Source organism: Paenibacillus macerans (genome assembly GCF_050565405.1).
GTDB lineage: Bacteria > Bacillota > Bacilli > Paenibacillales > Paenibacillaceae > Fontibacillus > Fontibacillus macerans_B.
In genome coordinates, this window is the sequence record NZ_JBNYYG010000019.1 from 34,114 (window position 1) to 60,903 (window position 26,790).

The 26,790-nt window shown below is 51.0% G+C and carries 26 protein-coding genes and 1 pseudogene; 10 read left to right on the forward strand and 17 right to left on the reverse strand.

Annotation, left to right across the window (positions count from 1 at the left end):
- Positions 1-90: 90 nt before the first annotated feature.
- From ACQ4N8_RS13515 to ACQ4N8_RS13530, 4 genes are all read left to right on the forward strand, one after another.
- A complete protein-coding gene (locus tag ACQ4N8_RS13515; RefSeq protein ID WP_430704897.1) occupies positions 91-1,866 on the forward strand; it encodes an ABC transporter ATP-binding protein in 1,776 nt (591 codons plus the stop codon).
- Positions 1,853-3,631 carry an ABC transporter ATP-binding protein gene (locus ACQ4N8_RS13520; protein ID WP_430704898.1) on the forward strand — a complete coding sequence of 593 codons (1,779 nt, stop codon included), beginning with the start codon at positions 1,853-1,855 and terminating at the stop codon, positions 3,629-3,631. Before ACQ4N8_RS13515 ends, ACQ4N8_RS13520 begins: the two co-directional genes overlap by 14 nt.
- Positions 3,632-3,751: 120 nt before the next feature.
- A complete protein-coding gene (locus ACQ4N8_RS13525; protein WP_430704899.1) occupies positions 3,752-4,339 on the forward strand; it encodes a TetR/AcrR family transcriptional regulator in 588 nt (195 codons plus the stop codon).
- A gap of 72 nt (positions 4,340-4,411) precedes the next feature.
- On the forward strand, positions 4,412-5,050 hold the full coding sequence (locus tag ACQ4N8_RS13530; protein ID WP_430704900.1) for a DUF998 domain-containing protein: 639 nt from the start codon (positions 4,412-4,414) through the stop codon (positions 5,048-5,050).
- Here ACQ4N8_RS13530 and ACQ4N8_RS13535 read toward each other — a convergent pair.
- On the reverse strand, positions 5,012-5,560 hold the full coding sequence (locus ACQ4N8_RS13535) for a CarD family transcriptional regulator (protein ID WP_430704901.1): 549 nt from the start codon (positions 5,558-5,560) through the stop codon (positions 5,012-5,014). The genes ACQ4N8_RS13530 and ACQ4N8_RS13535 overlap by 39 nt on opposite strands.
- Before the next feature lie 452 nt (positions 5,561-6,012).
- Between ACQ4N8_RS13535 and ACQ4N8_RS13540 the strand changes: the two genes are divergently transcribed.
- The gene (locus ACQ4N8_RS13540; protein ID WP_430704902.1) at positions 6,013-7,551 is read left to right on the forward strand and encodes a flavocytochrome c; all 1,539 of its coding nucleotides are present in this window, start codon (positions 6,013-6,015) and stop codon (positions 7,549-7,551) included.
- A gap of 73 nt (positions 7,552-7,624) precedes the next feature.
- On the opposite strand, the gene ACQ4N8_RS13545 is transcribed toward ACQ4N8_RS13540, so the two are convergent.
- Positions 7,625-7,930, reverse strand: coding sequence for an MFS transporter (locus tag ACQ4N8_RS13545; protein ID WP_430704950.1), 306 nt, complete (start codon positions 7,928-7,930; stop codon positions 7,625-7,627).
- Positions 7,839-8,225: an MFS transporter gene (locus ACQ4N8_RS13550; RefSeq protein ID WP_430704903.1), complete on the reverse strand. Its 387-nt coding sequence runs from the start codon at positions 8,223-8,225 to the stop codon at positions 7,839-7,841. Before ACQ4N8_RS13550 ends, ACQ4N8_RS13545 begins: the two co-directional genes overlap by 92 nt.
- 120 nt (positions 8,226-8,345) lie before the next feature.
- Between ACQ4N8_RS13550 and ACQ4N8_RS13555 the strand changes: the two genes are divergently transcribed.
- On the forward strand, positions 8,346-8,948 hold the full coding sequence (locus ACQ4N8_RS13555; protein ID WP_430704904.1) for a TetR/AcrR family transcriptional regulator: 603 nt from the start codon (positions 8,346-8,348) through the stop codon (positions 8,946-8,948).
- A gap of 440 nt (positions 8,949-9,388) precedes the next feature.
- On the opposite strand, the gene ACQ4N8_RS13560 is transcribed toward ACQ4N8_RS13555, so the two are convergent.
- Genes ACQ4N8_RS13560 through ACQ4N8_RS13570 form a run of 3 tightly spaced genes read right to left on the reverse strand, consistent with a single transcriptional unit; the run spans position 9,389 to position 13,095 of the window.
- Positions 9,389-10,735 carry an MFS transporter gene (locus ACQ4N8_RS13560; protein ID WP_430704905.1) on the reverse strand — a complete coding sequence of 449 codons (1,347 nt, stop codon included), beginning with the start codon at positions 10,733-10,735 and terminating at the stop codon, positions 9,389-9,391.
- A gap of 39 nt (positions 10,736-10,774) precedes the next feature.
- Positions 10,775-12,304, reverse strand: a complete 1,530-nt coding sequence (locus ACQ4N8_RS13565; protein WP_430704906.1) for an FGGY-family carbohydrate kinase — start codon at positions 12,302-12,304, stop codon at positions 10,775-10,777.
- Between the two features lie 14 nt (positions 12,305-12,318).
- Positions 12,319-13,095: an SDR family oxidoreductase gene (locus ACQ4N8_RS13570; RefSeq protein ID WP_430704907.1), complete on the reverse strand. Its 777-nt coding sequence runs from the start codon at positions 13,093-13,095 to the stop codon at positions 12,319-12,321.
- Positions 13,096-13,300: 205 nt separating this feature from the next.
- Here ACQ4N8_RS13570 and ACQ4N8_RS13575 point away from each other — a divergent pair, with 205 nt between their 5' ends.
- Together ACQ4N8_RS13575 and ACQ4N8_RS13580 are read left to right on the forward strand one after the other, a co-directional pair.
- A complete protein-coding gene (locus ACQ4N8_RS13575) occupies positions 13,301-14,425 on the forward strand; it encodes an ROK family transcriptional regulator (protein ID WP_430704908.1) in 1,125 nt (374 codons plus the stop codon).
- Positions 14,426-14,506: 81 nt separating this feature from the next.
- Complete coding sequence (locus ACQ4N8_RS13580; protein ID WP_430704909.1) at positions 14,507-14,701, forward strand: hypothetical protein; 195 nt, start codon at positions 14,507-14,509, stop codon at positions 14,699-14,701.
- Between the two features lie 194 nt (positions 14,702-14,895).
- On the opposite strand, the gene ACQ4N8_RS13585 is transcribed toward ACQ4N8_RS13580, so the two are convergent.
- A complete protein-coding gene (locus ACQ4N8_RS13585) occupies positions 14,896-15,093 on the reverse strand; it encodes a type II toxin-antitoxin system RelE/ParE family toxin (protein WP_430704910.1) in 198 nt (65 codons plus the stop codon).
- A gap of 245 nt (positions 15,094-15,338) precedes the next feature.
- Positions 15,339-16,094: pseudogene (locus ACQ4N8_RS13590) on the reverse strand (PLP-dependent aminotransferase family protein); the annotation flags it as partial.
- Between the two features lie 194 nt (positions 16,095-16,288).
- Between ACQ4N8_RS13590 and ACQ4N8_RS13595 the strand changes: the two are divergent.
- Positions 16,289-17,251, forward strand: coding sequence for a DMT family transporter (locus tag ACQ4N8_RS13595; RefSeq protein WP_430704911.1), 963 nt, complete (start codon positions 16,289-16,291; stop codon positions 17,249-17,251).
- 256 nt (positions 17,252-17,507) lie between these two features.
- Here the strand turns inward: ACQ4N8_RS13595 and ACQ4N8_RS13600 are convergent, their stop codons facing one another.
- The 6 genes from ACQ4N8_RS13600 to ACQ4N8_RS13625 all read right to left on the reverse strand — a co-directional run bounded on the left by ACQ4N8_RS13600 (position 17,508) and on the right by ACQ4N8_RS13625 (position 23,657).
- Positions 17,508-18,215: a DNA alkylation repair protein gene (locus ACQ4N8_RS13600; RefSeq protein WP_430704951.1), complete on the reverse strand. Its 708-nt coding sequence runs from the start codon at positions 18,213-18,215 to the stop codon at positions 17,508-17,510.
- A gap of 142 nt (positions 18,216-18,357) precedes the next feature.
- On the reverse strand, positions 18,358-19,707 hold the full coding sequence (locus ACQ4N8_RS13605; protein ID WP_430704912.1) for a sodium-dependent transporter: 1,350 nt from the start codon (positions 19,705-19,707) through the stop codon (positions 18,358-18,360).
- 125 nt (positions 19,708-19,832) lie between these two features.
- Positions 19,833-20,675: a formylglycine-generating enzyme family protein gene (locus ACQ4N8_RS13610; protein WP_430704913.1), complete on the reverse strand. Its 843-nt coding sequence runs from the start codon at positions 20,673-20,675 to the stop codon at positions 19,833-19,835.
- Between the two features lie 129 nt (positions 20,676-20,804).
- Entirely contained in the window at positions 20,805-21,440 is a 636-nt protein-coding gene (locus ACQ4N8_RS13615) for a glycoside hydrolase family 11 protein (RefSeq protein WP_430704914.1), read from the reverse strand.
- 417 nt (positions 21,441-21,857) lie between these two features.
- Positions 21,858-22,805 carry an alpha/beta hydrolase gene (locus ACQ4N8_RS13620; RefSeq protein ID WP_430704915.1) on the reverse strand — a complete coding sequence of 316 codons (948 nt, stop codon included), beginning with the start codon at positions 22,803-22,805 and terminating at the stop codon, positions 21,858-21,860.
- 3 nt (positions 22,806-22,808) lie between these two features.
- On the reverse strand, positions 22,809-23,657 hold the full coding sequence (locus tag ACQ4N8_RS13625; RefSeq protein WP_430704916.1) for an SDR family oxidoreductase: 849 nt from the start codon (positions 23,655-23,657) through the stop codon (positions 22,809-22,811).
- A gap of 181 nt (positions 23,658-23,838) precedes the next feature.
- Between ACQ4N8_RS13625 and ACQ4N8_RS13630 the strand changes: the two genes are divergently transcribed.
- Entirely contained in the window at positions 23,839-24,216 is a 378-nt protein-coding gene (locus ACQ4N8_RS13630) for a MerR family transcriptional regulator (RefSeq protein ID WP_430704917.1), read from the forward strand.
- Positions 24,217-24,400: 184 nt separating this feature from the next.
- Here ACQ4N8_RS13630 and ACQ4N8_RS13635 read toward each other — a convergent pair whose 3' ends face one another.
- The 3 genes from ACQ4N8_RS13635 to ACQ4N8_RS13645 form a co-directional block, all read right to left on the reverse strand.
- Entirely contained in the window at positions 24,401-25,915 is a 1,515-nt protein-coding gene (locus tag ACQ4N8_RS13635) for a solute symporter family protein (RefSeq protein ID WP_430704918.1), read from the reverse strand.
- Positions 25,915-26,226 (reverse strand): DUF485 domain-containing protein, encoded by a 312-nt coding sequence (locus ACQ4N8_RS13640; protein ID WP_430704919.1) that lies wholly within the window; start codon positions 26,224-26,226, stop codon positions 25,915-25,917. Before ACQ4N8_RS13640 ends, ACQ4N8_RS13635 begins: the two co-directional genes overlap by 1 nt.
- 251 nt (positions 26,227-26,477) lie before the next feature.
- Positions 26,478-26,744 carry a hypothetical protein gene (locus tag ACQ4N8_RS13645; protein ID WP_430704920.1) on the reverse strand — a complete coding sequence of 89 codons (267 nt, stop codon included), beginning with the start codon at positions 26,742-26,744 and terminating at the stop codon, positions 26,478-26,480.
- Positions 26,745-26,790 lie beyond the last annotated feature (46 nt).

Below are 26,790 nucleotides of genomic sequence, written 5' to 3' on the forward strand. Positions count from 1 at the left end.
CTGACGGTTGTGGTATAATCACCATGATTTGCGAAAAGGGAAAGCAATTTTGCAGCAAGAATGCGAGAACAAACAGAAACAGGTGATGAGATGTTCGAACTCAAATGGCTGTGGCAGAATCTGGAGGGAAACCGGGCGAGATACATATTGGGGCTAGTTCTTTCCGTCGTGGGCTCCTCGCTCATGATCATCAATCCGTACATCGGCCAACGCATCGTCGACACGTTTATTACCGGCGACCATGCGATCCAGAATTTGACGCAGGAGCGGGGGCTGCTCATCATGCTATGCGTGGGCATGATCGGTTTCTCCCTGCTGCGCACGGGGCTTGCTTATATAACGACGATGCAATACGAGCAAGCTTCCCAAAATATGTTGTACAACATCCGGATCTATTTGTACAACAAAATTCAAGGTCAGGATATGGAATACTACGACCATAACCGCACCGGCGACCTCATGACCAAGATGACGGGCGACCTGGACATGGTGCGCCATTCGATGGCGTGGATCATCAAAACGATCATCGAATCGCTGACGATTTTCGTGGCCGCGGTCGTCTACTTCTTCACGATCGACGCCGTGCTGACCTTGTGGCTGCTGATCCTGTCGCCGCCGATTTTCGTCGTAGCCTTCGTGTTTGCAAAGCGCGTTCGTCCCATGTATATCGACCTTCGCGAACGGCTGTCCCAGTTGAACACGACCACGCAGGAGAACATTTCGGGCAACCGCGTCGTCAAAGCGTTCGCTCGCGAGGAATACGAAATCGAGAAGTTCACGGACAAGAACGTCCACTTCTCCCAAGCGAACAAAAAGGCCGCGCTCGTCTGGCTGGACTACTTCCCTTATCTGGAGACGTTCGCGCAAGCGTTCAACGTGATCCTGATGCTCGCCGGCGGCTATTTCGTCATGCAGGAGCGGATCACCTTCGGGGAATTTTCCGCCTTTTCCGCGCTGATCTGGGCCGTTTCCAACCCCATGCGCAACATCGGCATTATTATTAACGATATCCAGCGTTTCTTCGCCAGCTTAAGCAAGATCGTCGAAATTTATTACGCCAAGCCGAACATCGTCAACGAACACAAAGCCGCAGACGCACGGCGTTACGAAGGGCGAATCGAATTTGACCGCGTCAGCTTCAAATATGACGGCGGCGAGGTCCTGCACGATATCAGCTTTACGGTCGAGCCGGGTGAAACCGTTGCCATCATGGGCTCGACGGGCTCGGGCAAAACGTCGCTCGTTAACTTGATCCCGCGCTTCTACGACGTGTCCGGGGGGCGCGTGCTGGTCGACGGCACCGACGTGCGCAAGCTGGAGCTCAACGAGCTCCGCGGCAACATCGGCATAGCGACGCAGGACGTTCTCCTGTTCTCCGATACGATCGACGGCAACATCGCCTATGGCGACCCGGACCTGCCGGAGGAACAAACGATGGAATATGCCCGGTTGGCTGCGGCGCATGATTTTATCACGAAAATGCCCGAAGGGTACGACACGATCGTCGGGGAACGCGGCGTCGGCTTGTCGGGCGGGCAGAAGCAGCGGATTGCCCTGGCTCGCGCTATGGCGGTACACCGTCCGATCTTGATTCAGGACGACACGACCTCCGCGGTCGACCTTGAGACGGAGGAGCATATCCAGAAAAGCTTGCGCGAGCTGAATTATTCCTGCACGAAGCTGATCATCGCGCAGCGCGTATCCACGACCGCCGAAGCGGACCGTATCCTGATCCTGGACGGCGGCCGCCTGATCGAGGAAGGCACCCATGCGGAGCTGTTGGCGAAGCGGGGCTACTATTACGACGTCTTTATGCTGCAGAACGAGGGGATTGGAAGGCAGGTGAGCATGCATGGCAAGGAATAAATTCGACATCGACGAGAACCTGGAATCGCCCTTTGACATCAGGCACTTCCGGCGCGCCATGGTGTATATCAAGAAGCAACAGAAACCGATGATCGTCGCGTTCGTGTTGAGCGCCCTTTCGGCGGCCATCGCGCTCTCGGCGCCGCTTATCATCCAGCACGTCGTCGACGTCACCATTCCGGAGAAAGCGTTCCTTGCGCTGGTCGGCTGGTCAGTGCTGATGCTGCTGACGATCGTGGTCAGCGTCATCCTGGCCACGATCCGTTCCCGGATCATGACCAGCGTCGGGCAGGACATCATTTTTGACATTCGCACGGATTTGTTCAAGCACTTGCAGGAGCTGCCGTTTAAATACTACGACGACCGGCCGCAAGGGAAAATCCTCATCCGCGTCGTCAACTACGTCAATGCGGTGTCGGACGTCCTGTCCAACGGGATCATCAATTTCATCCTGGAAATCGTCAACCTGATCTTTATCGCCGCGTTCATGTTTGCGGTGGATGTGCGGCTGTCGCTGGTGACCCTGGCCGGCTTGCCGGTGTTCCTCGGCGTCATGCTGATGATCAAAACCCGCCAGCGCCGCGCCTGGCAAGCCGTTTCGAACAAAAGCTCCAACATGAACGCGTATTTGCAGGAGAGCATCAGCGGGATCGGCGTGACGCAAATTTTCTCCCGCGAGAAGCACAACGAAGGCATCTTTACGCGCCTGGCCGGGAATTACCGCAAGGAATGGATGCGGGCGCTGCGCTACAACGCCTTAATCCCGTTTTCGGTCGACAACCTGGCCACGATCGTGACGACGCTGATTTATCTGGTCGGCCTGCTGGCGCTCGATCCGAAGGACGTGACCTTCGGCGTCATCCTCGCGATGAGCAGCTACGCGGCCCGGTTCTGGCAGCCGATTCTGAACCTGTCGCAATTGTACAACAACTTCATCAACGCCGTCGCTTATCTCGAGCGGATCTTCGAAACGCTGGATGAGCCGGTCACGGTCAGCGACGTTCCGGATGCGAAGCTGTTGCCGCAAGTCACGGGCAACGTCAAGTTCGACGACGTGACATTTGCCTACGACCCGGGCATCAACATTCTGGAGAACCTGAGCTTCGACGTGAAGGCCGGGGAAAGCATCGCCCTCGTCGGACCGACGGGCGCTGGCAAAACGACGGTCGTGAACCTGATCTCGCGGTTCTACAATTTGACCGGCGGCGAGATCCTGATCGACGGCCACGACATCTCGGAGGTAACGTTGAAGTCGCTGCGCAGCCAGATGGGGATCATGCTGCAGGACAGCTTTATTTTCTCCGGGACAATCATGGACAATATCCGCTACGGCCGGCTGGACGCCACCGAAGAGGAGATTATCGCCGCGGCGAAGACGGTATGCGCCGACGAGTTCATCCGCGAGTTCGAGCAGGGCTATCAAACCGAGGTCAATGAACGCGGTTCGAAGCTGTCCCAGGGACAACGGCAGCTCATCTCGTTCGCCCGGACGCTGCTGGCCGACCCGCGCATCCTGATCCTGGACGAAGCAACCTCTTCGATCGACGCCAAAACGGAGCGGTTGCTCCAGCAAGGCCTGAACGAGCTGCTGAAAGGCCGTACCTCGTTCATCATTGCGCACCGGTTGTCCACCGTCAAGAACTGCGACCGCATCATGTATGTGTCCAATAAAGGCATCGCCGAATGCGGCTCGCACGACGAGCTCATGGCCAAACGCGGCCTGTACTACCGGCTGTACACGGCGCAGAAGATGGAAGCCGTTTAAGCAGAACCGAAGAACCCCGGATCCTAAAGGATTCGGGGTTCTTTTGACACCCGCCTATAATCATGCTACGATATGAATGAATTAAAAAACAGTTCATTCAAGAACATGGAGGCCAGTTACTTGTTGGACAAAAAAGCAGCTATCTTTCAATCGGCAAGGGATATATTTTACTCCAAAGGATTCAAAGAAACCAATGTTTCCGAGATTGCAAAATCGGCAGGGATTGGCGTAGGTACCTTTTATAACTACTACTCTTCCAAAGAGCAGCTTTTCCTGGAGGTTTATTTCAAAGAAAACGAAGAGCTGAAGAAGAAATTGATGGAGTCCATGGACTTCAACGAGGATCCCGTAACCCTGATTACCAAGATGGTCACGGAAAATGCGGTTCACATGAATTCAAATCCGATCCTGAAGGAGTGGTACAACAAGGAGCTCTTTCGCAAATTGGAGCAGCAGTTTTACGAGGACGGAGGTCTAAGCAGCTTTGATGAGCTCACGCATGGCGGTAGAATCGACATGATCCGAACCTGGAAGGCTGAAGGGAAAATCAGGGAGGATATCGATGACGAGATGATCAACGCCATCTTTACTTCCATCCTGTATATCGATATTCATAAAAGCGAAATCGGGATCGAGCATTTTCCGCAGCTGCTGGTTTACGTCACGGAATTTATCATGAAAGGCTTAGCCGAACGCCCAAAATCCTGATTTTGGGATTTTTTTCAACCCAATATGAATGAATATTTTATTGATTCATTCAACCGAAGGAGAGTTATTATTATGAATCAAACCCTGAACGCAGGGATCGTGCAGAAAGCATTGCTTGTTTGCGGCATCCTTTCCTCCCTTCTTTATATCGGCACTGATGTCCTGGCAGCCTTGCAGTGGGAAGGCTACAGCTACACTTCCCAGGCCGTCAGCGAGCTGCAGGCTGTTGGGGCTCCGACCAGACCGCTTCTCGTTTCGCTTTTTTCCATTTACAATCTGCTCATCATCGCATTCGGCATAGGCATCGGGTTAACGGATAACCGAAAGCAAACGCGCTTCACGGGAATTTTGCTTATCGGCTATGGGATTGTGGGCCAAGTGGCGCTGCTCCTTTTTCCCATGCATTTGCGCGGAGCCGAAGTTACCGCGAGCGACACCATGCATGCGGTTCTTACGGGGGTACTCGTACTCCTCATTATGCTATATATCCGGTTTGGTGCCGCTTTGCACGGGAAGGGGTTCCGCCTGTATTCGCTGGCGACCCTTCTGGTCCTTATCCTGTTTGGAGCCTGGGCCGGTCTGGACGGCCCCCGGATTACGGCACAGCTGCCAACGCCATGGCTGGGAATCAAGGAGCGCATCAATATCTATGCATCCCTATTATGGATCCTGTTATTGGCTTTGAAAACCTTGCGTCCGACTGTCCGTTGACTCATCCGAGTTCTCCATTCGCCCGATCCGGCTCGCAATATAGTCTTCGACTTCTTCTTTGGGAATGTCTAAAGCGATGGCCAACTCGCCGTGCAGGTTCTCGGCGGCCGAGCTTAAGAGGCGTTCATCCACTTGCCGAAGTTTCTTGCCTAAGCTGAGCTGCTCTCTTTTTTTGTGCAGCATCGTCTTCATGACCTTGACCCATTCCACGTAATCGCAAGTACCGATCGCTTGCTTGCAGCTCGCTTCCCTTGCCTTATCGTTGCTGATCCAGGTCGTGTCGATGCTCGGAATCCGGTGGATCAGGCGCTCCGATTCTTCCCTCGAGATGATGCTGCGCATAATCACTTTAATATTGTCGACCGGCGTATAAATCGTCGTACCTTTGAGATAGACGGGATTAAGCAAATAATACTTGCGATTCCCCTCTACCCCCGGCGGCGTGCAAATGTCTTTAACTTGGCATACCCCGTTGCTTCCATAGATGACGTATTCATTAACCGCAAACATGAGACATCCTCCTTTAAGCTTTTTTGGGAAACCTCCAACTTGACCTAAAAATAAAACACCGCCCACTCTAGCTGAGTGAAACGGTGTTTGTTGAAATCCGCCGTTTTGTTATTTATCACCCTAAGGATGTACCTATATTTCAATTATAGACTAAAAAACGGGGTTCATGTCATTTATTTTGAAAATAGCGCCGCTCCCCCTGTATTTCCCACTCCATGCGGCAAGCTCCGTCTTTATTTGTGAAATGATTCACTTATTTTATTGGAAACCTGTGTTATCCTCAAAAAAGGGGAACAGAAGAGAATAACGAAGCCGTCGGGGAAACCGTGAACAATCGAAGCTTAGGGCGCAGGGATGTCTTCCCCTCCTCTTCTCTCGATTCGATCGGTTCCCCTTCGTTTTTGTCGGACTCGCCGGTTCACCCAAACATAGACAAAAGTGGAGGGTTTATCATGCAAAGGAAAGCAACAGCAGCGCTCATTCTCGTATTGTCGCTCATGCTCGTCATCGCGGGATGCGGCAGCGGTAACGGCAGCAACGGGAATCAAAGCCAGGGCCAAGACAACGCAAAAAAAGAAGAAGCTCCAAAAACGGAAGCCGTGAGCGGTGCCTCCGAACAAAGCTATACTCCGTACGATCAATTGAAAGACAACTACGATATTATCATTGTCGGTGCGGGCGGCGCCGGCATGAGCGCCGCGCTGGAAGCCAAAGCCAGCGGCATGAACCCGGTTATTTTCGAAAAAATGCCGGTAGCCGGCGGCAACACGACGAAATCGTCTTCGGGCATGAACGCTTCCGAAACGAAATTTCAAAAAGAGCAAGGCATTGAAGACAGCAATGATTTGTTTTATGAGGAAACCTTAAAAGGTGGGCATGATACCAACGACAAAGATATGCTCCGTTTCTTCGTCGACAATTCCGCAGCTGCGATCGATTGGCTGGATTCCATCGGGATTCGCTTGAACAATCTCACGATTACGGGCGGGATGAGCGAAAAGCGCACGCACCGTCCCGAAGACGGATCGGCCGTAGGGAAATACCTTGTCGATGGCTTGGTGAGAAACGTACAAGAGCAAGAAATTCCGCTGTTCGTGAACGCCGATGTCAAGGAAATTACCGAAAAAGACGGCAAAGTGAATGGCGTCAAGGTTCTTTTCAACCAAACGGATGAAAAAACGATTACCGCCAATGCGGTCATTGTGACCACCGGCGGTTACGGTGCCAACCAGGATATGATCACCAGCGTTAGACCTGATTTGGCTGGATACGTGACCACGAACCAAATCGGCAGCACCGGCGACGGCATTACGATGATTGAGAAATTGGGAGGCGTTACGGTCGACATGGATCAAATTCAGGTTCACCCGACCGTACAGCAAGAGAAATCCTATCTCATCGGGGAAGCCGTTCGCGGTGAAGGGGCCCTCCTCGTTTCCAGCGAAGGCAAACGTTTCGTCAACGAGATGGATACTCGCGATAAAGTGACCGCCGCCATTAATGGGCTTCCCGAAAAATCCGCTTACCTCGTGTTTGATTCGGGCGTAAAATCCCGGGCCAAAGCGATCCAGCAATACGAGAAAATGGGCTTCGTAATCCAGGGCGATACGATTGAAGCTTTGGCCGAGCAAATGGGCGTACCGGCGGATTCGCTGAAAGCGACCCTGGACTCCTGGAACAATGCGGTGAAGAGCAAAAACGACGCCGAGTTCGGCAGAACCACCGGGATGGATAACGACCTGTCCGGCGCGCCGTACTACGCCATCAAAATCGCCCCCGGCATCCACTACACCATGGGCGGCGTGAAAATCAACACGAATACGGAAGTGTTGAACAAAGACGGCAAACCGATTCCGGGCCTGTTTGCGGCCGGCGAAGTGACGGGCGGCCTGCACGGCCAAAACCGCATCGGCGGCAACTCCGTTGCGGAGATCATCATCTTCGGGCGTCAAGCCGGCATCAAATCGGCGGAATTCGTTAAAGGGCTGTAAGCGCTACGCAGAACAACTTGAACTCAAAAACCACAACATCCGGACTCGGTTGAGTCCGGATGTTGTGGTTTTTTTAATTGGCGGCTGTCTGGCCGCCATAAGGCAAGATTTTACAACCATCGGTCAAGAGCCGCCAAGCCAATAATGCAGCTACGATGATAATCGGGATATTGACGTAAAAAATCCATTGCCAGCTTAAGCTGTCGATAATGACCCCGCCCAGCACCGGGCCAAGAATCGGTCCCAGCAAGGTAGGGATACTGACTACGGACATGATGCGTCCAAGATTACGGCCGCCGGAAATCTGGACAAGCAAGGTTTGCAGCGTCGGGATCATCAGCCCCGCTCCCGCTCCTTGCAGAAACCGGAAGACGATCAGGCTGCCGACATTCCACGCTTGCGAGCACAGGATGGAACCCGCCAAAACGTTTGTTGGCCCAGCCCGAAACCGGCACCGCCAGCCCCATGGCCAGGATAAACCCCGTAATCACCCACTGGATGACGGAAACGGTGGTGTTCAGATCCATGGTCAGTGTTTTGATGGCCACATTGATCATGGTGGAATTGAATTGGGAGGCCAGGGCGCCCAATATCAAGATGATCGAAGCCTTAAGCACCGCGGGATCCAGCTTTTCTTTGGGAGGTTTTGCGGCTTTGGATTTGTTTTCTGCCATGACAATTTTGCTCCTTTCCATTCGCATAAGGTACGGTACGTTACGTACCTTATGCGAATGTGATATACTAGCTTTACAAGAAGTGCAACCATCACATTAAAATTCAAAGAGGGAATGCTCATGGAGAACACAACCACGCGTCGCCGGGGCGAGTTCCTGGAGAATGACATCCTTCAGGCCGCCTGGGACGAGCTTACCGCTGTCGGTTACGCCCGCCTGACCATGGAAGGCGTTGCCGCGCGAGCCAAGACCAATAAAAATGCCGTATACCGCCGCTGGCCCAGCAAGTCCAAGCTTGTCCTTGCCGCATTGCGGAAACATGTTCCCAAACCTTTCGATGATGTGCCGGATACCGGTAATCTGCGGGACGATCTGCTGATGCTGCTGCGTAAAATCACCGGGCCGTTGCAAGCGATTGGCGCCGAAACCATACACGGTCTTATGGCCGAACGTCTGGGGAACGAATTTTTTGCTTCTTTTCCTAAGAAAAAGAAGACCGGAGCGAAAGAAAAGTGGACCGCCGCCATCATGACCATCCTCCAAAACGCGGAGGCGCGGGGCGAAGTCCGTGTTGACGGAATCCGTCCACGCGTGGCCTTACTGCCGATCAGTTTGCTGCAGCACGAATTCCTTACTTCCTTTGAACCGGTATCCGACGAAACCGTTATGGAGATCATCGACGAACTTTTTCTGCCGCTGATTCGGTCCAGTCAATCTAAATAAGGAACCTCTTCGGAAGACGAAAAAACCCGAACGATTTTCAAATCGTTCGGGTCTTCCTTCGGGTGGTTTTATTTTCTGTCACGCTTCAAGTAAACATTTTCTCGCTTATGCTTAATACCGTAAATCCATACATTCGCTGCTTCGGCATCAACTTCAAATACAAGAATGACCTGCTAAAGTCCAAGTCTAGCCCAAAGTCCCCGCAACGTACCCTGCTGAATTTGTTTAGCGGTTAGCGTGGGTGAATACTGCAGTCGATCAAACGAATCCAGATAGATACGTTCCTTAACTTCCGGCGGATAGGCAAGGATGCCGCTTAGTTCATCCAAAGCAGTTTGCGTCCAGTATACGCTATATATTTTGTCCATGCTCGAAATCCTTCACCTGGCATGCAAATACTCAAGTCCAGCTTCCTTTCCAATCCCAATCGGAGATGTAGTTTAAAAACCAACCGCGTTCTCTCCCACCATAGCCCGGCGCCGATCGAGCTCGATGTCCATCTCTGCCCGCTTATCGTCAAGCTTATAGAACCAAATGGTAACTCCAATGAAGATACAGATGATTAACGGGATCCATATAAACGTTAATTCGATATATTTTAAAGCGGTTGCCGTTTGCGTGGCGTTTGGAATATAACCGCCCATACTCAAAATAAGTCCGATTAAAGCGCTGGCCAACCCCATGCTTCCTTTGACGAAAAATCCTTGGAAAGCCGCAATCATGCCGGAAATGCTTTTTTTCTTCTTGTATTCCGAGTAATCGATGACATCCGGTTGAATCGCAAACGTGATGCCGAAGATGCCGTAAATACCGAGCCCGGTTATCGCCAGTCCCGCGATGAGCAGTGCAGCGGAGGATTTTCCAAAGTAAATGAGCAAATCTCCGGCAATATAAATGGCCGTGCTCAGCAGCAAGACTTTTTTCTTGGACATCCGCTTTTGCAGCCAAGGCAAAATCAGCAGCATGGGGAGTCCCGACAAAATGCCGAACAGGCCGACAAAGGTTAGCCAATCCGTCCGTCCGAGATTATAGGTAAAATAATAGATGACGGTTGTATTTCGAATAACGAACAGCGCGAAGTAGAGGAAATTCAGGATAAAGAACAGGATGCTCTGGCCCGTCAACCCTTTCAGGTCTTCTCTAAAAGATGACTTCCCGCGTACCACGGACGGAGGGACAACCTCTTTCGTGTTCATGAACGTAAAGATAAAGATCAACATGGCGGCAACGCCATACAGGCTCATGGTGAGCAAAAAGCCTTTTTGCGTATCCCCTTGGCCAAAGGAATTGACCAACGGCGTCGTAATGGACATCACCAAAGCGGTCCCCACAAGCGCACAAATCATTCGGGTGGACACGAGCCAGTTGCGTTCGTGATTATCCGTGGTCAATCGTGGAACGATCGTATTTAACGGGATATTGACGATCGTATAGGCCGTACATAACAAGCAATACGTGACATAAGCCCATATTAATTTTCCGGTCGTCGTGAAATCGGGAACCATAAACGTCATGACGGTAAATACAGCAAAGGGAATGGCTCCAATCAGAAAATAAGGTCTCCCCTGCCCCCATCTCGTTTTCGTTCGATCCACCAGCAATCCCATGCCGGTATCCGTAAGGGCATCGATGACTTTGGTTACCAGCATTAAAGTGCCCGCGGCAGCAGCAGTGATGCCGAAGACATCCGTGTAAAAAAACATCAAATAAGACGCCATCGTGCTAAATACCAGGTTGCACCCTAAGTCGCCGACCCCATAACCGATTCTTGTTTTCCATCTGCTCATTGGTTCACCTATCCTTTATCAACCATTTTTGGATTGCGATTACGATCGAGAGAGTGCTGTTAGCGTTTTCATATCAAGCTTTAAATGATGATAGACCGATTTATAAACCTCGTAATAACGGTTATATTTTTCATGGTTCCGGGGAATGGGTATGATTTTCTCGTCCAAAACCGGCCATTTCTTCACCTCTTCATAAGAGAGCAGGCCTGTTCCAATGCCGGCAAGCATGACATCCCCCATATTCGCTTCGACATCATGAACCGGGCAAACGATCGGATAGCCGGTCACATCGGCAAAGATTTGCCGCCACAAGGTTGACTTCGTCACGCCGCCGGCAATCAAGATATGCTCGCCGAGATTTTCTCCGGTGGCCTCCATCGCATCCCTTAAAGAAAACGCAACCGCTTCCAGAAAAGCCCGGTAAATATGCGCTTTGGTATGCGCCAAGGAAAGCCCGACAATCGTTCCTTTGGCGTCCGAATCCCAAATCGGGCTTCGCTCTCCCATAAAGTAAGGAAGTACGATCAAACCTTCGCTTCCGGCCGGGATGTTGGCTGCTTGCTCGTTTAAAACATCGTACGCGTTTTTTCCGCCGGCTTGTTCCGCTTCGATTTCCCATTGGCACATCGTTTGCCGGAACCATTTCACGATCGCTCCCGCCGTGGCCCCGCCGGCAAAATAGTAGGACAGTTGTTTGGCATCGTATAAATAGGGCCAGACAATCAATCCTTTTCCCTTCAGCGGTTGATCGGAAATGAAGGCCGCGCACATCGAGGTGCCGATGGCCGCCGCATAAATTCCCGGCTCCAATACGCCGAGGCCGATATTGGCGGCCCCGCAGTCGATCCCGCTGGCGATCACCGGCATTCCTGCGGGAAGACCTAGCTCAGCCGCGGCGTCTTGGGTTAAACCGCCGACAATATCCGTGGATTCCACCAGTTTTTCCGGCATCATGGACAGCGGAATGCCCAGCGCATCCATTATTTCTTTCGACCAGGTTCGGGTATTCATATCAAAAATGCCGCCGATATTTCCGGCAGAAGAGTAATCGATAGCTATTTCCCCGGTCAGTTTATAGATGACATAATCATTGGGCGGAAGAAAAAGCTTGGTTCTTTTCCAGTTTTCCGGTTCATTGCGTTTCATCCACAATATTTTCGTATAGCCGTAATAGGGATCGGCTCCATTATGGGTGATTTCCAGCAGCTTTTCTTCGCCGATCCGCTCCAAAACCCACTTGGTTTCTTCCTCCGCTCTGCGGTCCATCCAAATCATGCACGGTCTGACCGGCTCCATGTTGTCGTCCAAAGGAATGCCGGAACCTCCGTACAAACCGCTGATGGCGATGCCGCGAATGCTCTCCGCCGGAATCCCCGATTTCCGCACCGTATTTACAATCGAGGTTTTGGCCGCGTCCAGCCAAACATCGGGCCACTGCTCCGCCCATAAAGGCTTGGGGGTCAATACGTCATATTCCTGCAAGTCCTGGGCAACCACATTCCCGTTCGTGTCCGCCAAGATCGTTTTGGTGCCCGATGTGCCGATATCCGTTCCTAGCAAGTAGTACATTTGCAATCTCCTTTCTAAATGCAAGTAAAGGCGCCGTCGATGACGAAATCGGCTCCGGTCGTAAAGCTGCTGGTATCTCCCGCAAGATAGACACAGATGGACTGCAGTTCTTCGGGTTTCCCCATCCGTTTAAGCGGGGCCATGTTATTCCATTGTTCAATCAAGGGCCGCAAGCTTGGAGAATTCAAGGTAAGTTCCGTTCCGATATATCCGGGACTGATGGAATTCACGCGCACGTTTCTTGTCGCCCATTCCACGGCCAGCGATTTGGTCAGCTGGATCACTCCCGCTTTGGAGGCGTTGTAGGAGCATTGCGGTTGCGGTACGTTCACGATATGTCCAGACATGGAAGCGGTATTGATGATCGATCCGCCGCCTTGTTTCAACATGACTTTTCCGGCTGCCTGCGCCGTCAGAAATACCCCGGTCAGGTTAATTTCGATCACTTTTTTCCACTGGTCGTACGTCATTTCCTCGGCCGGGATATTCATGCAGATGCCGGCATTGCAGAAGGCCACGTCCAAACGTCCGAAAACGCGCAGCACTTCCCGGATCATGGCGTCCACCTCTTCAGGTTTGGTTACATCAGCCTGGATTGCAAGCGCTTTAATTTTATGGTTTTTTACGAGCTCTTCGGCTGTCTTGTTAGCTTCCTCGATATCCAGGTCCACAATCGCTACATCCGCTCCCGCTTCGGCAAAAGCGGTCGCAACGCTTTTCCCGATTCCTCTTGCGCCGCCCGTGACAAAAATTTTCTTGCCGTCCAATCTCATTTTTTCAATAATGCCCATACGTAACGCCTCCCATTTAGTCATTTTATTTTGTAAAATTATTTTATAAAATTCATTTATATAATAAACCCGTTATTTATTGCCGTCAATATGCACATTTAAACATTCCGCTACGGTTGTTGCCGCCTAAGCCGATATGATATAGTTAAACCAGCGTTAAATAAATGTTTTTTGTAAAATTATTTTATAAAATCGAGGTATTTTTATGGATTCCAGTATGGCAACTAAAGATATAAAAAAGAATAATTACTCGTCGACTTATCACCTGATTTACCAAAACGGGAAGCTTTCGAAGCAGGAAGTCGCCAACCAACTTCATTTGAGCTTGCCGACCGTCACGCAAAATCTGGTTCGATTGGAAGAGGAAGGACTGATTGAGAAGAGCGGTCAGTTTGAATCTTCCGTCGGCCGGCGCGCAGCCGCCTATACCATCCGTCCTCAAGCGCGGATTAGTGTCGGCGTGGAAATTCAGAAAGAAACCGTGCGCGTCTTGGCGGTTGATTTGCTCGGCGCTCCCATTCGGCAAACGGAATTCTCGCTGGGTTACGCCAACGAAGACCGCTATTACCAAACGCTGAGCGCAGCTGTGCAATCGTTCATCTCCACTCTGGATGTGAAGGAAGATCAGATCCTCGGCATTGGTTTAGGCGTACAAGCCTTAACCTCCGCCGATGGGCAAAAAATCACCTACGGAAAAATATTAAATTGCACCGGGCTGGAAATCGATGTTTTTGCGCGGCATCTCAAGTATCCTTGCATGTTTGTGCATGATGCCAAGGGAGCGGCAACCGCAGAACTGTGGGTAAGAAATGACATTGGCGACGCGGTCTACTTGTCGATTGGAAAGCATCTTGGGGGAGCCATTATCATCCATGGCCAAATTGAGATGGGGAACGAGGGTCATAGCGGAACGGTCGAACATATGACGATTGATCCAAACGGCTCTCTTTGTTACTGCGGGAAAAAGGGATGCATGGAAACCCGCTGCTCGGTAAGTGCCCTTTTGGAGGAGGGAGAAACCTTGGATTTGTTCTTCCGGCAAGTGCGTTCCGGGATTCCTCCCTATGTAAAGCGGTGGAATACCTTTTTGGATCATTTGGCTTTTTCGATCAACAACATCCATCTTGTCATTAACCGCGAATTTATTCTGGGCGGGCACATTTCGCCTTATTTAAAGCAACAGGATCTGGATATTCTTCATGAAAAAGTTTACGGAAGAACGGCCTTTCCCAGCCATGAGCCCTTTATTCACCTTAGCCGTTCCCAGGAAGACGGAGTTCCGATCGGGGCCGCGATCCCGTATATTCGCACGTTTTTGCATTCGGTTTAATTCGGAGCAGCTTATGGAGGTAAAACCAGCGTTTGGGGAAACACTAATAAAAACCATGAAACGCGAAAAGGAGGTAACTCGGTGAACCGAGCAGAAAAGGCAAAAGAGCGGCTCGAGCAGGCGCGGGCCAAAGACTCGACCGATGAAGGACGGCGCGGCGCCTTCATGACGAAGGACGCATGGAACCAGGACGGCAATCCCGCCGGAGCTGCCGACCAGTTCGGCCCGGAAATGAACCAAGAGGCTCCGCCGACGCTGAACGGAAGGCCGTTGTAGTGTACGGGGTTGCGAGTTGAACGAGCCCACCTCCACCGGTCAATCACAATCTGTATGATTTTTCGAATACAATTCGTCGGAATCGGCAGAAAAGATGAATTGTATTCAATTTTCATACCATAATTCCGCACGCCCCCGCGCCCCGATAGCCCTCGCATTAAGATCGGCAAGAGGAGCAATGTTCGGGATCCTCGTCATCTTTGCGGCTCATTCCGTAAATGATCAAACAAAACGCGCATGTAATTCCGTCTACCGTATAGGACTCTAAGTACATAGACCACGCCGTCTTCATATCTGTAAAAAATCGAATAATTGTCGCAAACAAGATACCGATATTCGGTTTGGAGGTCTACAATCACAGATAGAGGTGCACCAACTTCAGGAAAATCCACCAACCCGGACGGACAACGGGCGGCATCGATGAATGGAGCGGCCAGGACGAATACATCGAACTGGCCTCCAATATCGGCGAAACGGACATTTATGCCGTGAAGGGGTATGATACGGATTTCCGCATCATGTCCTATACCGAGATCAACGGAGAAGTCTACGCCGAGCTGTTCGAGCGTACCAACGGCATAACCGTAAGCCGCGGAGCCGATCTGCTCGGCAAGCTGAATCTGGAGGGCCGGATCGCCACCACATACACATCATACCTGGCTGCGAGGCGGGCTATCGTCTTTTTCTCCCTGGCACCGTAAGATGTGCCAAGCGGATTATGATGTCTCGACATCGTGTAGAAGCATTTGATTTCCCCGCCGCGAAAGTGCTCCTCCAGTTGCTGCAGATCGATGCCGCCTGTGGTACGCGCGATGCTCTTCACCGGCAGCCCCTCCGCCTCAAGGAATTTCAAATACAAGTTATAGCTCGGCTGTTCCACCAGAATTGCCGTCCTGCCGTTCGGGAACGGCATCCGCGCTAATGTTTGAAGCGCCTGCTGGATGCCCGACGTTACCGCGATTTGCCGGGCCTTCGCGAACACTTGATCATCAGCGAGATGCTTAACGAGCGTTTCACGCAAAGCGTCAAGCCCCTTCGGATCCCCATAGGTAAACAAATGGTATTTGTAGGTGTCGATTGCCTTGTTCAAGCAATGCTGAAAGTCCCGGTAAGGAAATACATTCAGATCGGGAGATGAGGAGGCAAAATCAATCACCCCGTCATCTATACCGGCATCTTCCTCTTCGTCCTCCACCATATAGTAACCGCTCTGCGGAATCGAATAGATCGCATGGCGTTTCTCAAGCTCCGCATAAGCCCGCGTCACTGTGCTGATGCTGCAGCCGTACATATCCGCTGCCTGACGAACCGACGGCAGCTTCTGTCCTGGGCGAAGCTCGCCTGCAGCCCGCTTTTGTTCAATATCCGCCAGGATCTCCGAATATTTTTTCATGATCTGCCCGCTCCCCATGCTTCAAGATCTGTCCGAAGTTCTTCTTAGACCTCACTATAGCGAAAAAATCGCCTCCGCGCTATAACTGCCGACCATAACTGTATCGATACAGTTTCGATTTTTTCGAATTGTACCCTGAAACGGAATGCCTTACGATTCCAGTAACAACAACCTCTAATAGGAGGAATTCATCCATGCGATTCAAGACACAACACGGTCGCGTCTATGCTTACATCGCCGTTCTCGTCTACGCGGCCATCATCGGATTATCATTTATGTTTACGAAGGTCGCCCTCGCGTACGCCAACCCGATCGACCCCCTTGCTTTTCGCTTTACCTTGTCGTTCGCGGCAATTGTTGTACTGGTCGCCACCGGCGTGTTTCGCCTTTCGCTCAAGGACAAGCCGTGGCCAAGATTGTTCCTCTTAGCCCTGATGTATCCGCTCGGCTTCTTTACCTTGCAGACCTTTGGATTGAAGCACGCTTCATCTGCTGAAGGCGGCATTATCTTTGCGACAACGCCGATCCTAACCGCCTTGCTGGCGGGGGTTTTTCTGAAGGAATCCACGACACTGCGGCAGAAGCTCTCGATCCTGCTGTCCGTATTCGGCGTTGTATTGATCTTTGTCATGCAAAACACGGGCATTGATCTTACAAATGTGGCGGGCATATCGCTGCTATTCCTTTCATGTCTCGCATCTGCGGGCTATGTCGTACTTTCGCGCTATCTGCTTCGTACGTTTACGCCGACCGAAGTTACCATCTCCATGATGGCGATCGGATGCGTAGTCTTTTGGTCAGCGTCACTCGCGAGTCATGTGGCTAACGGAACAATGAACCAAATCTGCACGCCGTTGGCGAATTCGGAATTTGTCTGGTCCATTCTTTATCTCGGCATACTGGCATCGCTGGTGACAGCTTACTCGTCCAGTTACGCGCTGACCCAGCTTGAAGCTTCCAAGATCAGCGTATTTTCCAATCTGTCCACCGTTATCTCCATCGCAGCCGGAGCCTTCATTCTCGGAGAGACAGTGACCGTCTATCATCTCATCGGTTCCGCGTTCATTATTGCAGGAGTGATTGGAACGAATATGAAGCAGAAGACGAAGCGGGGCAGCATCGCTCCGAGTTACCGGACGAAACAAGCCAAAGGGTAAAAAAAACTCCCCTTCAAGCAGCGGTTTACTTAAAGGGGAGTACACCGGGTTAAATTGTTGCTTATTTCAATGGCTTCCAGTTTGGGTTAACTTATATTTGCCAAGCATATAATCGCAGCGCCAACAAGTATTGAAATGGGGTGCATACGAGGACGTGTATCACTTACGAATACTTCGTTCTGAGTCGCTAAATAGTAAAGCATAAAGCAAGAAAAAGAGGGGTTTTCGCCCCTCTTTAATATTTTCGCCAATCCGCCTAACACCGCACATACTTCCGCTTAAATCCAACCTGCCCCTTATCTACTGCTTTTTGAATGCTGTCGGAAGCAAGCAGGATGCTGCTTTTCTTCTTGTCCCGTTTGATTTCTACCGGGCCGACCGCCTTTGCGGTCTGGACCGCTTGATCATGGAGCGGCAAATAGGATACCGCCACCGTGTACAGGAAATTATTCATCGCTGACTTTGTTCGTTCGGGAGACTCGTGAATCGTCTTTTCAACCAACTCCAGCATATGGGCGAGTTTGCTTTCGGAAAATTCACCATCCGGCCGACTCCCCAAGAGCCAGCAGTAACAGCTCCAGCCCGCCGACATTCTCAGCTCTTCCCCGCTTGCGATCCACTTATCGGCAACCTCTTGGGCAATTGGCGCTTCCGTCAAGGTGACGGCAACCACATAATCGGACAGCATATAGAAATAAGCCCCATCCATCCAACGTTCGAAATCCGCTTCCGACATCGCCTTCGGATCGGCAATGATGCCGGCAAAGTACATGGCGTCGTAATTCCCCGTAGCATAGAGCTGTTCCGCCAAAGGCTGGTTGATTTTGATTTTCTTCGCCAGGGGCTTCATCGCCCCCGTCGCCACGCCAAAAAGCGGTTCGCGGGCACCGTTGGATACATACATTTTCTTAAGGCGTTCCTTGCCGAGAGCCTCAAGCTCCTGCATCACCGAGTCCAAATTCAACATTTGACGACTCCCTTCCTTCACCATGGATTCTTCACCTAGCTTACTACGCGAGGTAACCTGGATTCAAATCAAAAAGCGGAATTGCAAAAAAAGGCAATCTTCCAGATCAACGGCGACCTGAAGATTGCCCTTTTTGCTCCTAAAATGTAAGAATTCCGGTTGTGTGCAGCAGTACCAGGAGCACGAGAACCGGAGCAATATACCGGAGCATGAACAGCCATATCCGGAACCAGCCCGCTTTGAGCCCTGCGGCCTCCGCAGCATTTTTCCAGAAGTATCCGGCAAAGACGGTCGTGATAAGACCACCGAGCGGAAGCAGAATATTCGATGTAATGAAATCGAGCCAGTCAAAGAAGGTTTTCCCGCCCATATCCGTCAAGGCCGGCGCGATGCCAAAGGACAAGACGGAAGGAAGCCCGACCAACAGTACCAGCATGCTGACGATCACCACGGACTTCACACGTCCCCATCCCCAACGGTCCATCACGTAGGATACCGGGACTTCAAGCAGCGACACCGAGGAAGTTAACGCCGCAATCGCCAGCAGTACGAAGAACAGCCCGCCAAAGAATGCTCCCATTGGCATCGCCGAGAAAGCGGCAGGAAGCGCCATAAAGACCAGGGACGGGCCCGCATCGGGCTCAATGCCGAAAGAGGCGGTTGTCGGGAAGATAATCAACCCCGCAATGAACGCATAGATCAAGTCTCCGGCTCCAATCGCAAGGGTGGCCGTGCCGAGGGATTGACGCTTGTCCACATAAGCCCCGTAGGTAAGCAGAATGCCCATCCCGAGCGACAGGGAGAAAAAGGCATGTCCCAGCGCCACCAATGCCGCTTCCGGGCTCAATTTCGAGAAATCGGGCTGGAGAAAAAAGGATACGCCAGCTTCGGCTCCGGGCAAGGTTACTGCCCGGACCATCAATATGATCAGGAGAACAATCAGGCCGGGAATCAGCACTTTGTTGAATTTTTCGATGCCCCCGGAGATCCCTTTAGCTACAACGAACCCGGTAATCAAAATTGCCGCCGCCTGCCAGACCAGCGGCAGGTAGCCTTGGGTAAATGAGCTGAACTGTCCGCTATAATCGGAACTGCTGTACAGACTTCCGCTGAAGGACTGCACGGCATAATGGAGCGTCCAGCCGGCAACGATGACATAAAAGGTCAGAATAAGAAAAGGTGCAATCACTTGCAGCAATCCGAGACGACCGAACATTTTCGGCCCGCCGGCTTTTACAAACGACGTGGACGCACTGCCTCTGCCTGCTCGTCCGATGGCCAGTTCCGCCAAAAGCAAAGGCAAGCCGATCAAGATCAAACAGACGATGAACAGCAGAAAGAACGCGGCCCCACCGTTTTCTCCCGTAATATACGGAAATTTCCACATATTGCCCAGACCAACAGAACTTCCGATGGCGGCCAAGATAAAACCAGCTGAGGAAAAACGATCATTCCTTCCCTGCACCGGGTTATTAAGCGATGTTTTCATTGTGTTCCCCCAGTTTGTTTTTATAAAGTTCCTTTTATTATATTGGAAGTTTCACAGGAAAGGGATAGAAATATTTTTCCTTCTGTAGAATTTTTTCGATCACCCTCGACATGTATCGTTCCCGTTTACTCGTTCCGACTTACACGAAAACCTTGATCGGGACCAAAGCCATTCGCCTCGAACTTGCCTCGGAAGGATACCTCGTTGCTGCCAACGTCGCCGATCCAACCGCCGCCCTTCACGCTCCGGAAAGAGCCGCTATCGCTGTCCAATTCGTTTCCGTACCAGTTCCAGCACCATTCCCTTACATTGCCCGACATATCGTAAAGTCCTAACTCGTTGGGTTTCTTGTCCCCGATCGATTGCGTTTTCGTATGGTTGTTTTCGATGATAGGCCAGTTCCAGTCTCCCGATAAGTACTGATCCCCGGCGTTTCTCCAATACCATGCCACTTCATCGGCTTTATTGCTTCCGCTGTATTTGTAACCCTTGCTCATCTGACCTCCGCCGGCGGCATATTCCCATTCCGCTTCCGTCGGCAACCGGTAACCGTTCGCTTCCTCATTGATCGTTACGATCCATTTCATATGATCGTTTTCGCTCTTATTGTTCGGGTCTATCTTACTCTTGTCTATATTGTAATAAGGTTCTAAGCCTTCTTTTATACTTCTTTGATTACAGTACTCAACAACGTCGTACCAGCTTACCATTTCTACCGGCAAATCGTCGCCAATGAATTGGGAGGGATTGCTACCCATGACCTCCGTCCACTCTTTTTGAGTTACCTCGTATTTTCCGATATAAAAGTTCGATAGGGTTACGCTTTTTCCATAATAGTTAGACTTCGTGTTTATAAAAGTCCCGCCTTTGACGAGCACTAAGTTATCCTTCTGTTCCGACCGTTCTTGCGAACAGGCGCCGACAACAACCATTATTGCTATTAAAAGAAATATTAATAGCTTTCTCATGGATAAATCTCCTTTTGATGGGAATAGCCCTATTCCCGTAGGATGCAGGCAAGTTTCTTTTTGTTGGAATCGTTAAGGCCGTCGGCTGTAAAGCCGAACGGCCTCGGAGCATGATCAAAAATTACCCGGTTACCACACCGTTACATTAGAGCTGCCGCTGCTTTGATAGCCCTCGGTCGCTAACACTTGATAAGACCAGCTGCTCCCCAAATTCATTCCTTTACTCTTCCAAGCGTTAACGTGGTTGCCGAACGTGATCGCTACGTTGCTTCCGGTCGCTCTCTTCGACTGACGGACGCTCCAGAACTGTTGGAAAGTTTGCGTACCGTCAATGGAAGGGGCGTTGTATCGCATCGTCGTATAGATGTCATAGGTACCCCCATCACTGGTCACGGTGCCTTTATGCGTTCCAGTAGGTCTATAGGTGCCCCAGCTATCAACGACGTAATATTCGATGAGGGAGTTTCTCGTCCACCCATAAAGAGTCAAATACCCGTTGCCGGACGGGGCCCAGACGCCGGCATTGTAGTTTACCGTTCGATTGGGTGATCCGGTACCCCAGCCTTTGCCGACAACAAAATTTCCGGTATTTTGCCATGTAACGCTGTAATTGCCACCAGAGCCATTGACCGCATTGACTGTCCCGCCCCCGTCGGTCCAATTCTGCCAATAGTCCGTCGCTGCATTTGAGGTTGCTCCAAACAAGCCAAAACTCATTGAAGCCGCAAGACATAAAGTCAAAATTTTCTTATTGAACTTAAACATAACTTTACCTCCTCAAATACTATTATTGTTTTGTTTACTACTGACCTTGCATCCCAACTTCTTGTCGATTGTTTCTCCTTGCCGTACATTTCTTATCCCGTGTCATATTGCGAGAACATATGGCTATCACCTCCTTTACTTGAAAATTATAGAAGGTAAGCGCATACATTTCACTTCACAAATTAAAGATTCTATCTTCAATTTCTTACATAAATTGATAGATAACAATCAGAAAACGAGATATCACGGGTTTCGTAACGTAGAAAGAAGCCTCTCGATAAGCTCTAGTGACGCTATAATAATGCAAAAAAGCCGCCCAATTAAATGACGGCTACGGATTATGGAACTTTGTAACCCATCTATCATCCTATAGGTTTTCCCATTCCTCTATTGTCATGGAATACCGTACGCTGTCGGTTAAAACCCATATAGGGCACGCTTTAAAGCCGCGTGATATTCTTTTATCACGCTCTGGCTGATCTCGGCAGAAGGAAAGTATTCTTCGAAGCCATGAAAACATCCGGGGTACAAATGAAATTCCGTTGGCACACCGGCCTGCGTTAGCCTCAGTACATAGTCGATGGTTTCATCGCGAAACGGATCCAGGTCACCGACACAGGTGTACGTGGGCGGAAGTCCCGACAAATCGGTTGAACGTGCCGGTGCGGCATAGGGGGATACTTCACCTTGTTCCCCTAAATACATTTCCCATGCCAATTGGGTTTTGGCTTTACTCCATACTCGGTCATCCGTTATTTCATGGCTGGACTTGGTCATAACTCGATCGTCAAGCATCGGGTAAAGAGGCATTTGGAATAGGATGGAAGGGCCGTTTCGGTCTCTTGCCAAAAGGGAGACGGCAGCCGTTAATCCACCGCCGGCACTTGGACCCACTACTGCGATTCTGGAGGTGTCGCTCCCCAGTTCTTCGGCGTTTCCGGAGAACCATTTAAGCGCAGCGTAGCAATCTTCGAGCGGAGCCGGAAAAGAATGCTCCGGCGCCAGCCGATAATCGACGGAAACGATGACGCATTCGAGTTCCAATGCCAGATGCTGCAGGGCAGGGTCCATCATATCCGCAGAACCCAGGATATAACCGCCGCCGTGAAGATACAGAACGCCCGGAAGAGGACCATTCTTCACTCTCGGTTCGTAAATCTTGATCCGCACATCCGGATCCCCTGCTGCGCCAGGAATATATCTTTCTGAGGTCAGAACGGCATCATTAATCGGCAGTGTTGCAGCCATACCGGCAACAAACTCCTGCATCTCTTTCCTTTTGGCTGCTAAATTCTCTCGAGTGTAAACGACTTCCGGCAAAACGGAAAACAAACTTTTAAGTTCCGGGTGCACTCTTTCTTCCATTTTTTAACCTTCCTGACTATTTTGCCACGCTGTTTGCCCCAGAAGGTCGCGCATGGCCGCCATGTACTTTTCTTCCGACTGGGTCCATCTCAGTTTAGCCGTTTCTTCCGCATCCGGACCTGCGAGATAACGCAGCCGATTAGACGGATCGCACGCGGCGGCGTAAACCTGATCTGCTACCTGGTTCTCATCCGCGTTATCAAACGGATAATTCATCATGGAGTTTAGCATATGGTCAAAATAAGGCTTGTACGCTTGCGGAATGGATAAGTCTTGGGCAGCAGCCATGGTATTCGACGCAAAATTCGTGGTTCGCATGGCGCCGGGTTCCACAAGCTTGACGGCAATATTTTGCGATTCCAGCTCGTACGATAAGGATTCCGACAACCCCTCGATGGCATGCTTGGTCGCAACATAGACCGTCAGGAGCGGGTTGGATGTAAAGCCTACGTTCGAAGTGATATTGACGATGGTTCCGCCGCCTTGTTCGCGAAAATAAGGCGTAATCGCCTGAATGACGTTCATGACACCAAAGACATTGGTCTCGAAAATCCCGCGGATCGCATCCATGGGTGTTGCTTCAAATATCGAGAGGATACTGACTCCGGCGTTGTTCACGACGGCGTCGATCCGGCCGAACCTGGCGACCCCTGCCGCAATCGTTGTCTCGATGGTAGCGGGCTTAGTCACATCAAGCTCGGTTACGAAAATCCGTTCGGGATTTTCCTCCGCCAAGCGTTGGTCCGGCTTGCGCATCGTCGCAATTACGTTCCATCCTTCATTAGCAAACTTCTTCACTGCCGTATTCCCCAACCCGGTCGAGCTCCCGGTGATTAATACCGTTTTGGTCATTGAAGACCCTCCTCTTCCTCATATTAGTAATTTCTTCCTTAGCTTACAGCGTTGAAGCCGCTCTAAGTCAAATCCAAAACCCGATCCCTTATAGACAAGGGGAAGAATGGACTGGAAGCAAGCCCGGATTGTAAAATAGATTAGAGTAACTCTAGCACGCAATAGTCGGGGAGGATATCTTATGGCTTATACGATGAAGGAAGTTGTGAAAAAAACCGGCATTACTCCGTATACGTTGCGTTTTTATGAGAAGGAAGGCGTATTGCCGGCGGCTGACCGGGAGGCTAACGGAGTGCGCAAATTCAGCGACCACTACGTCGATTGCGTTGAGATGGTACAAGCCCTTCGTTCGACAGGTTTACCTCTCGCCGAAATAAAACAATATGTGGAGCTGTACAACAGCGGGAATCGGACACTGCCCCTAAGAAAAACGATGCTGGCCAACCAAAAAAGCAAAGTGGAAGAACAAATCGCACGGCTGATGAAAACGTTGGAAAAGCTCAATTACAAGCTGGCGTTAATCGATGCCCAAGAAAACAAATTTGAGAGGCTGCCTTGATAGGCAACGATCTTCAGAGCTATAAGCCCTCCCATTTCCTGCCATTCCCGAAGAATTAAGCGCTCGGACTCGAGTGTTCTCACAATACCGACCTCCGCTGAAAGAGTTGTTTAGAGTACAAAAAAGTCGCCAATCATGGCGACTTCTATTGTATCAGCTTTCACGACACAGATGCTTGTTCCGCCTATACGCCCGTGTTCGCTTTGACGAGGACTTCGGCGTATTTGGCTTCGTCTTTACTGCGGGACAGCAGTGTGCCGGCAATCGCCGCAAGGAAGCCAAGCGGTATCGAAATGATCCCCGGATTCGTCATGGGGAATAGGGCCGTTCCGGTCAAAATGGCCTTGCCGGGCTCCGGGTCCCATACGTTCGGGCTGAGCGCCACGAGGATCACGGTGCTGAACAGGCCAACCAGCATGCCGGAGACGGCTCCCGTCCGGTTGAATCTTCGCCAGAACACGGTGAATAGGATGATTGGCAAGTTCGCGCTTGCGGCGACGGCAAACGCCAGCGAGACAAGGAAGGCAACATTCATCTTCTGGGCAAACAACGCCAGAAGAATCGAAATAACGGATACTCCAATCGACGCCCAGCGGGCCATCTTCAGTTGCTGCTGTTCGGTCGCGTTGCCGCGGCGAACGATCTGTCCGTAGAAGTCGTGCGCAAACGCAGACGCAGCGGACAGGACGAGCCCGGTTACGACAGCGAGGATCGTCGCGAACGCGACCGCCGAGATGAACGCGAACAGGAAGTCTCCGCCGAGAGCCTTGGCCAGCAGCGGAGCGGCCATGTTTCCGGCTTTGTCGACGGCCGTGATCTCCTCTGCGCCAACGAACGCGGCCGCCCCGAAGCCAAGGAATATGGTCATCACATAGAAGATGCCGATAATCCAGGTTGCGTATACGACGGAGCTGCGAGCGGTACGGGCATCCTTGACGGTGAAGAAGCGAGTCAAAATATGCGGCAGCCCGGCTGTCCCCAGCACAAGCGCCAAGTTCAGCGACAACGTCTCCAGCGGCACGTTATATTTGTTGCCCGGATTCAAATACTTTTCCATTAATGGCGTTGCCGTTTTCATATGCTCGAACATACCCGTCAGGCTGAAATCAAACTTGGCGAAGACCATCAGCGAGATGACGAAAGTGCCTCCCATCAGCAGGACCGCCTTCGTAATCTGCACCCAGCTCGTCGCGTGCATACCGCCGAATACGACGTATACGGTCATCAACACGCCGACGATTAGAACGGAGGTGGCAAAATCGAGACCAAGCAGCAGCTTGATCAGCGCCCCCGCTCCGACTAGCTGCGCGATCATGTAGAAGATCGAGATCGCAATCGTATTCAGCGCAGCGATGCCGCGCACTTCTTTGTTCGCAAAGCGGGCGGCGATCATGTCCGCCACCGTATATTTGCCCAAATTTCGGAGCGGCTCGGCGACCAGATACAGCACAACCAGATAAGCGACCAGAAAACCGATGCTGTAGAAGAAGCCGTCGAAGCCGACCAGAGCGATGGAACCGGCGATGCCGAGAAAAGATGCGGCGGACATATAATCGCCGGCGATGGCAGTTCCGTTCTGCCAGCCCTTCAGCCCGCCGCCCGCAGTGTAAAACTCGCTGGTGTTGTTCGTTTTTTTGGCGGCGAAATAGGTAATGACCAGCGTGAGCAGCACGATCGCGCAAAATAAGGTGAAGGCCATTATTGCGACGCCCCCATTTCCCGCTTAATTTCATCCACCATCCGGTCGAACCGGCTTGCCACGCGCGAGTAAATGATGCATAACGCCCAAGTCATGACAAACTGCGCGAACGCGAACACCCATGCCCACGAAATCGGACCGATCGCCGGCCTGTTCAACACATCCGAATACGAGGTCAAGATGGGGAGCGCAAAGTAAAACAGCAGAAAAAAGACCGTCGCCGGGATAATAAACCTTTTTTTGCGGGAGAGCAGCAGCTTGAACTTGAGGGATTGCCATACTTCGAGATAACTTTTTCCTTTCGCATCCATACCTTTCCCTCCAATCATCAATTTTCAATAATCACCCAATATATGTAAGCGCTTGAAGTTAATTATATGCAGAGTAGATTATACATACAACATTGTGAGGAAGGGAACAATCGGTCGGAGTACGGTCAAGGGTAGTTTGAAGCAGCCACTGTTGAAAAGGAGCTTTGGATCGTACCAGGTGCGGGACACGGTAGAAGTCATACGGTTACCAAAGATGAGTATGAGCAACGAATCCACCAATTTCTTTCACGTTAAATTTGAGTTATGTTAGTAATATCAAAAAAAGAGAGCAATTCTTCTTCATTCACTGAAATCCGCTTGGGTACGAGATCATAGTCATAACCGAGACAACTTTGAAAACCGACAAGCTCGCCGCGTTGCATTTTCTTCTTCAAGCCCATTTTTACAATCGATGAGATATTCTCAACCTCTTGCTGTGCTACCGAGCTTAAGATGGTTAATAATAACTCACCGTCCATCGTCAATGTGTTAATGTTCTCTTTATACGGATTCTTCATAAAGTCGTTCTCCTTATGGAATAAACTTTGCAACGCAAAGAAGGGA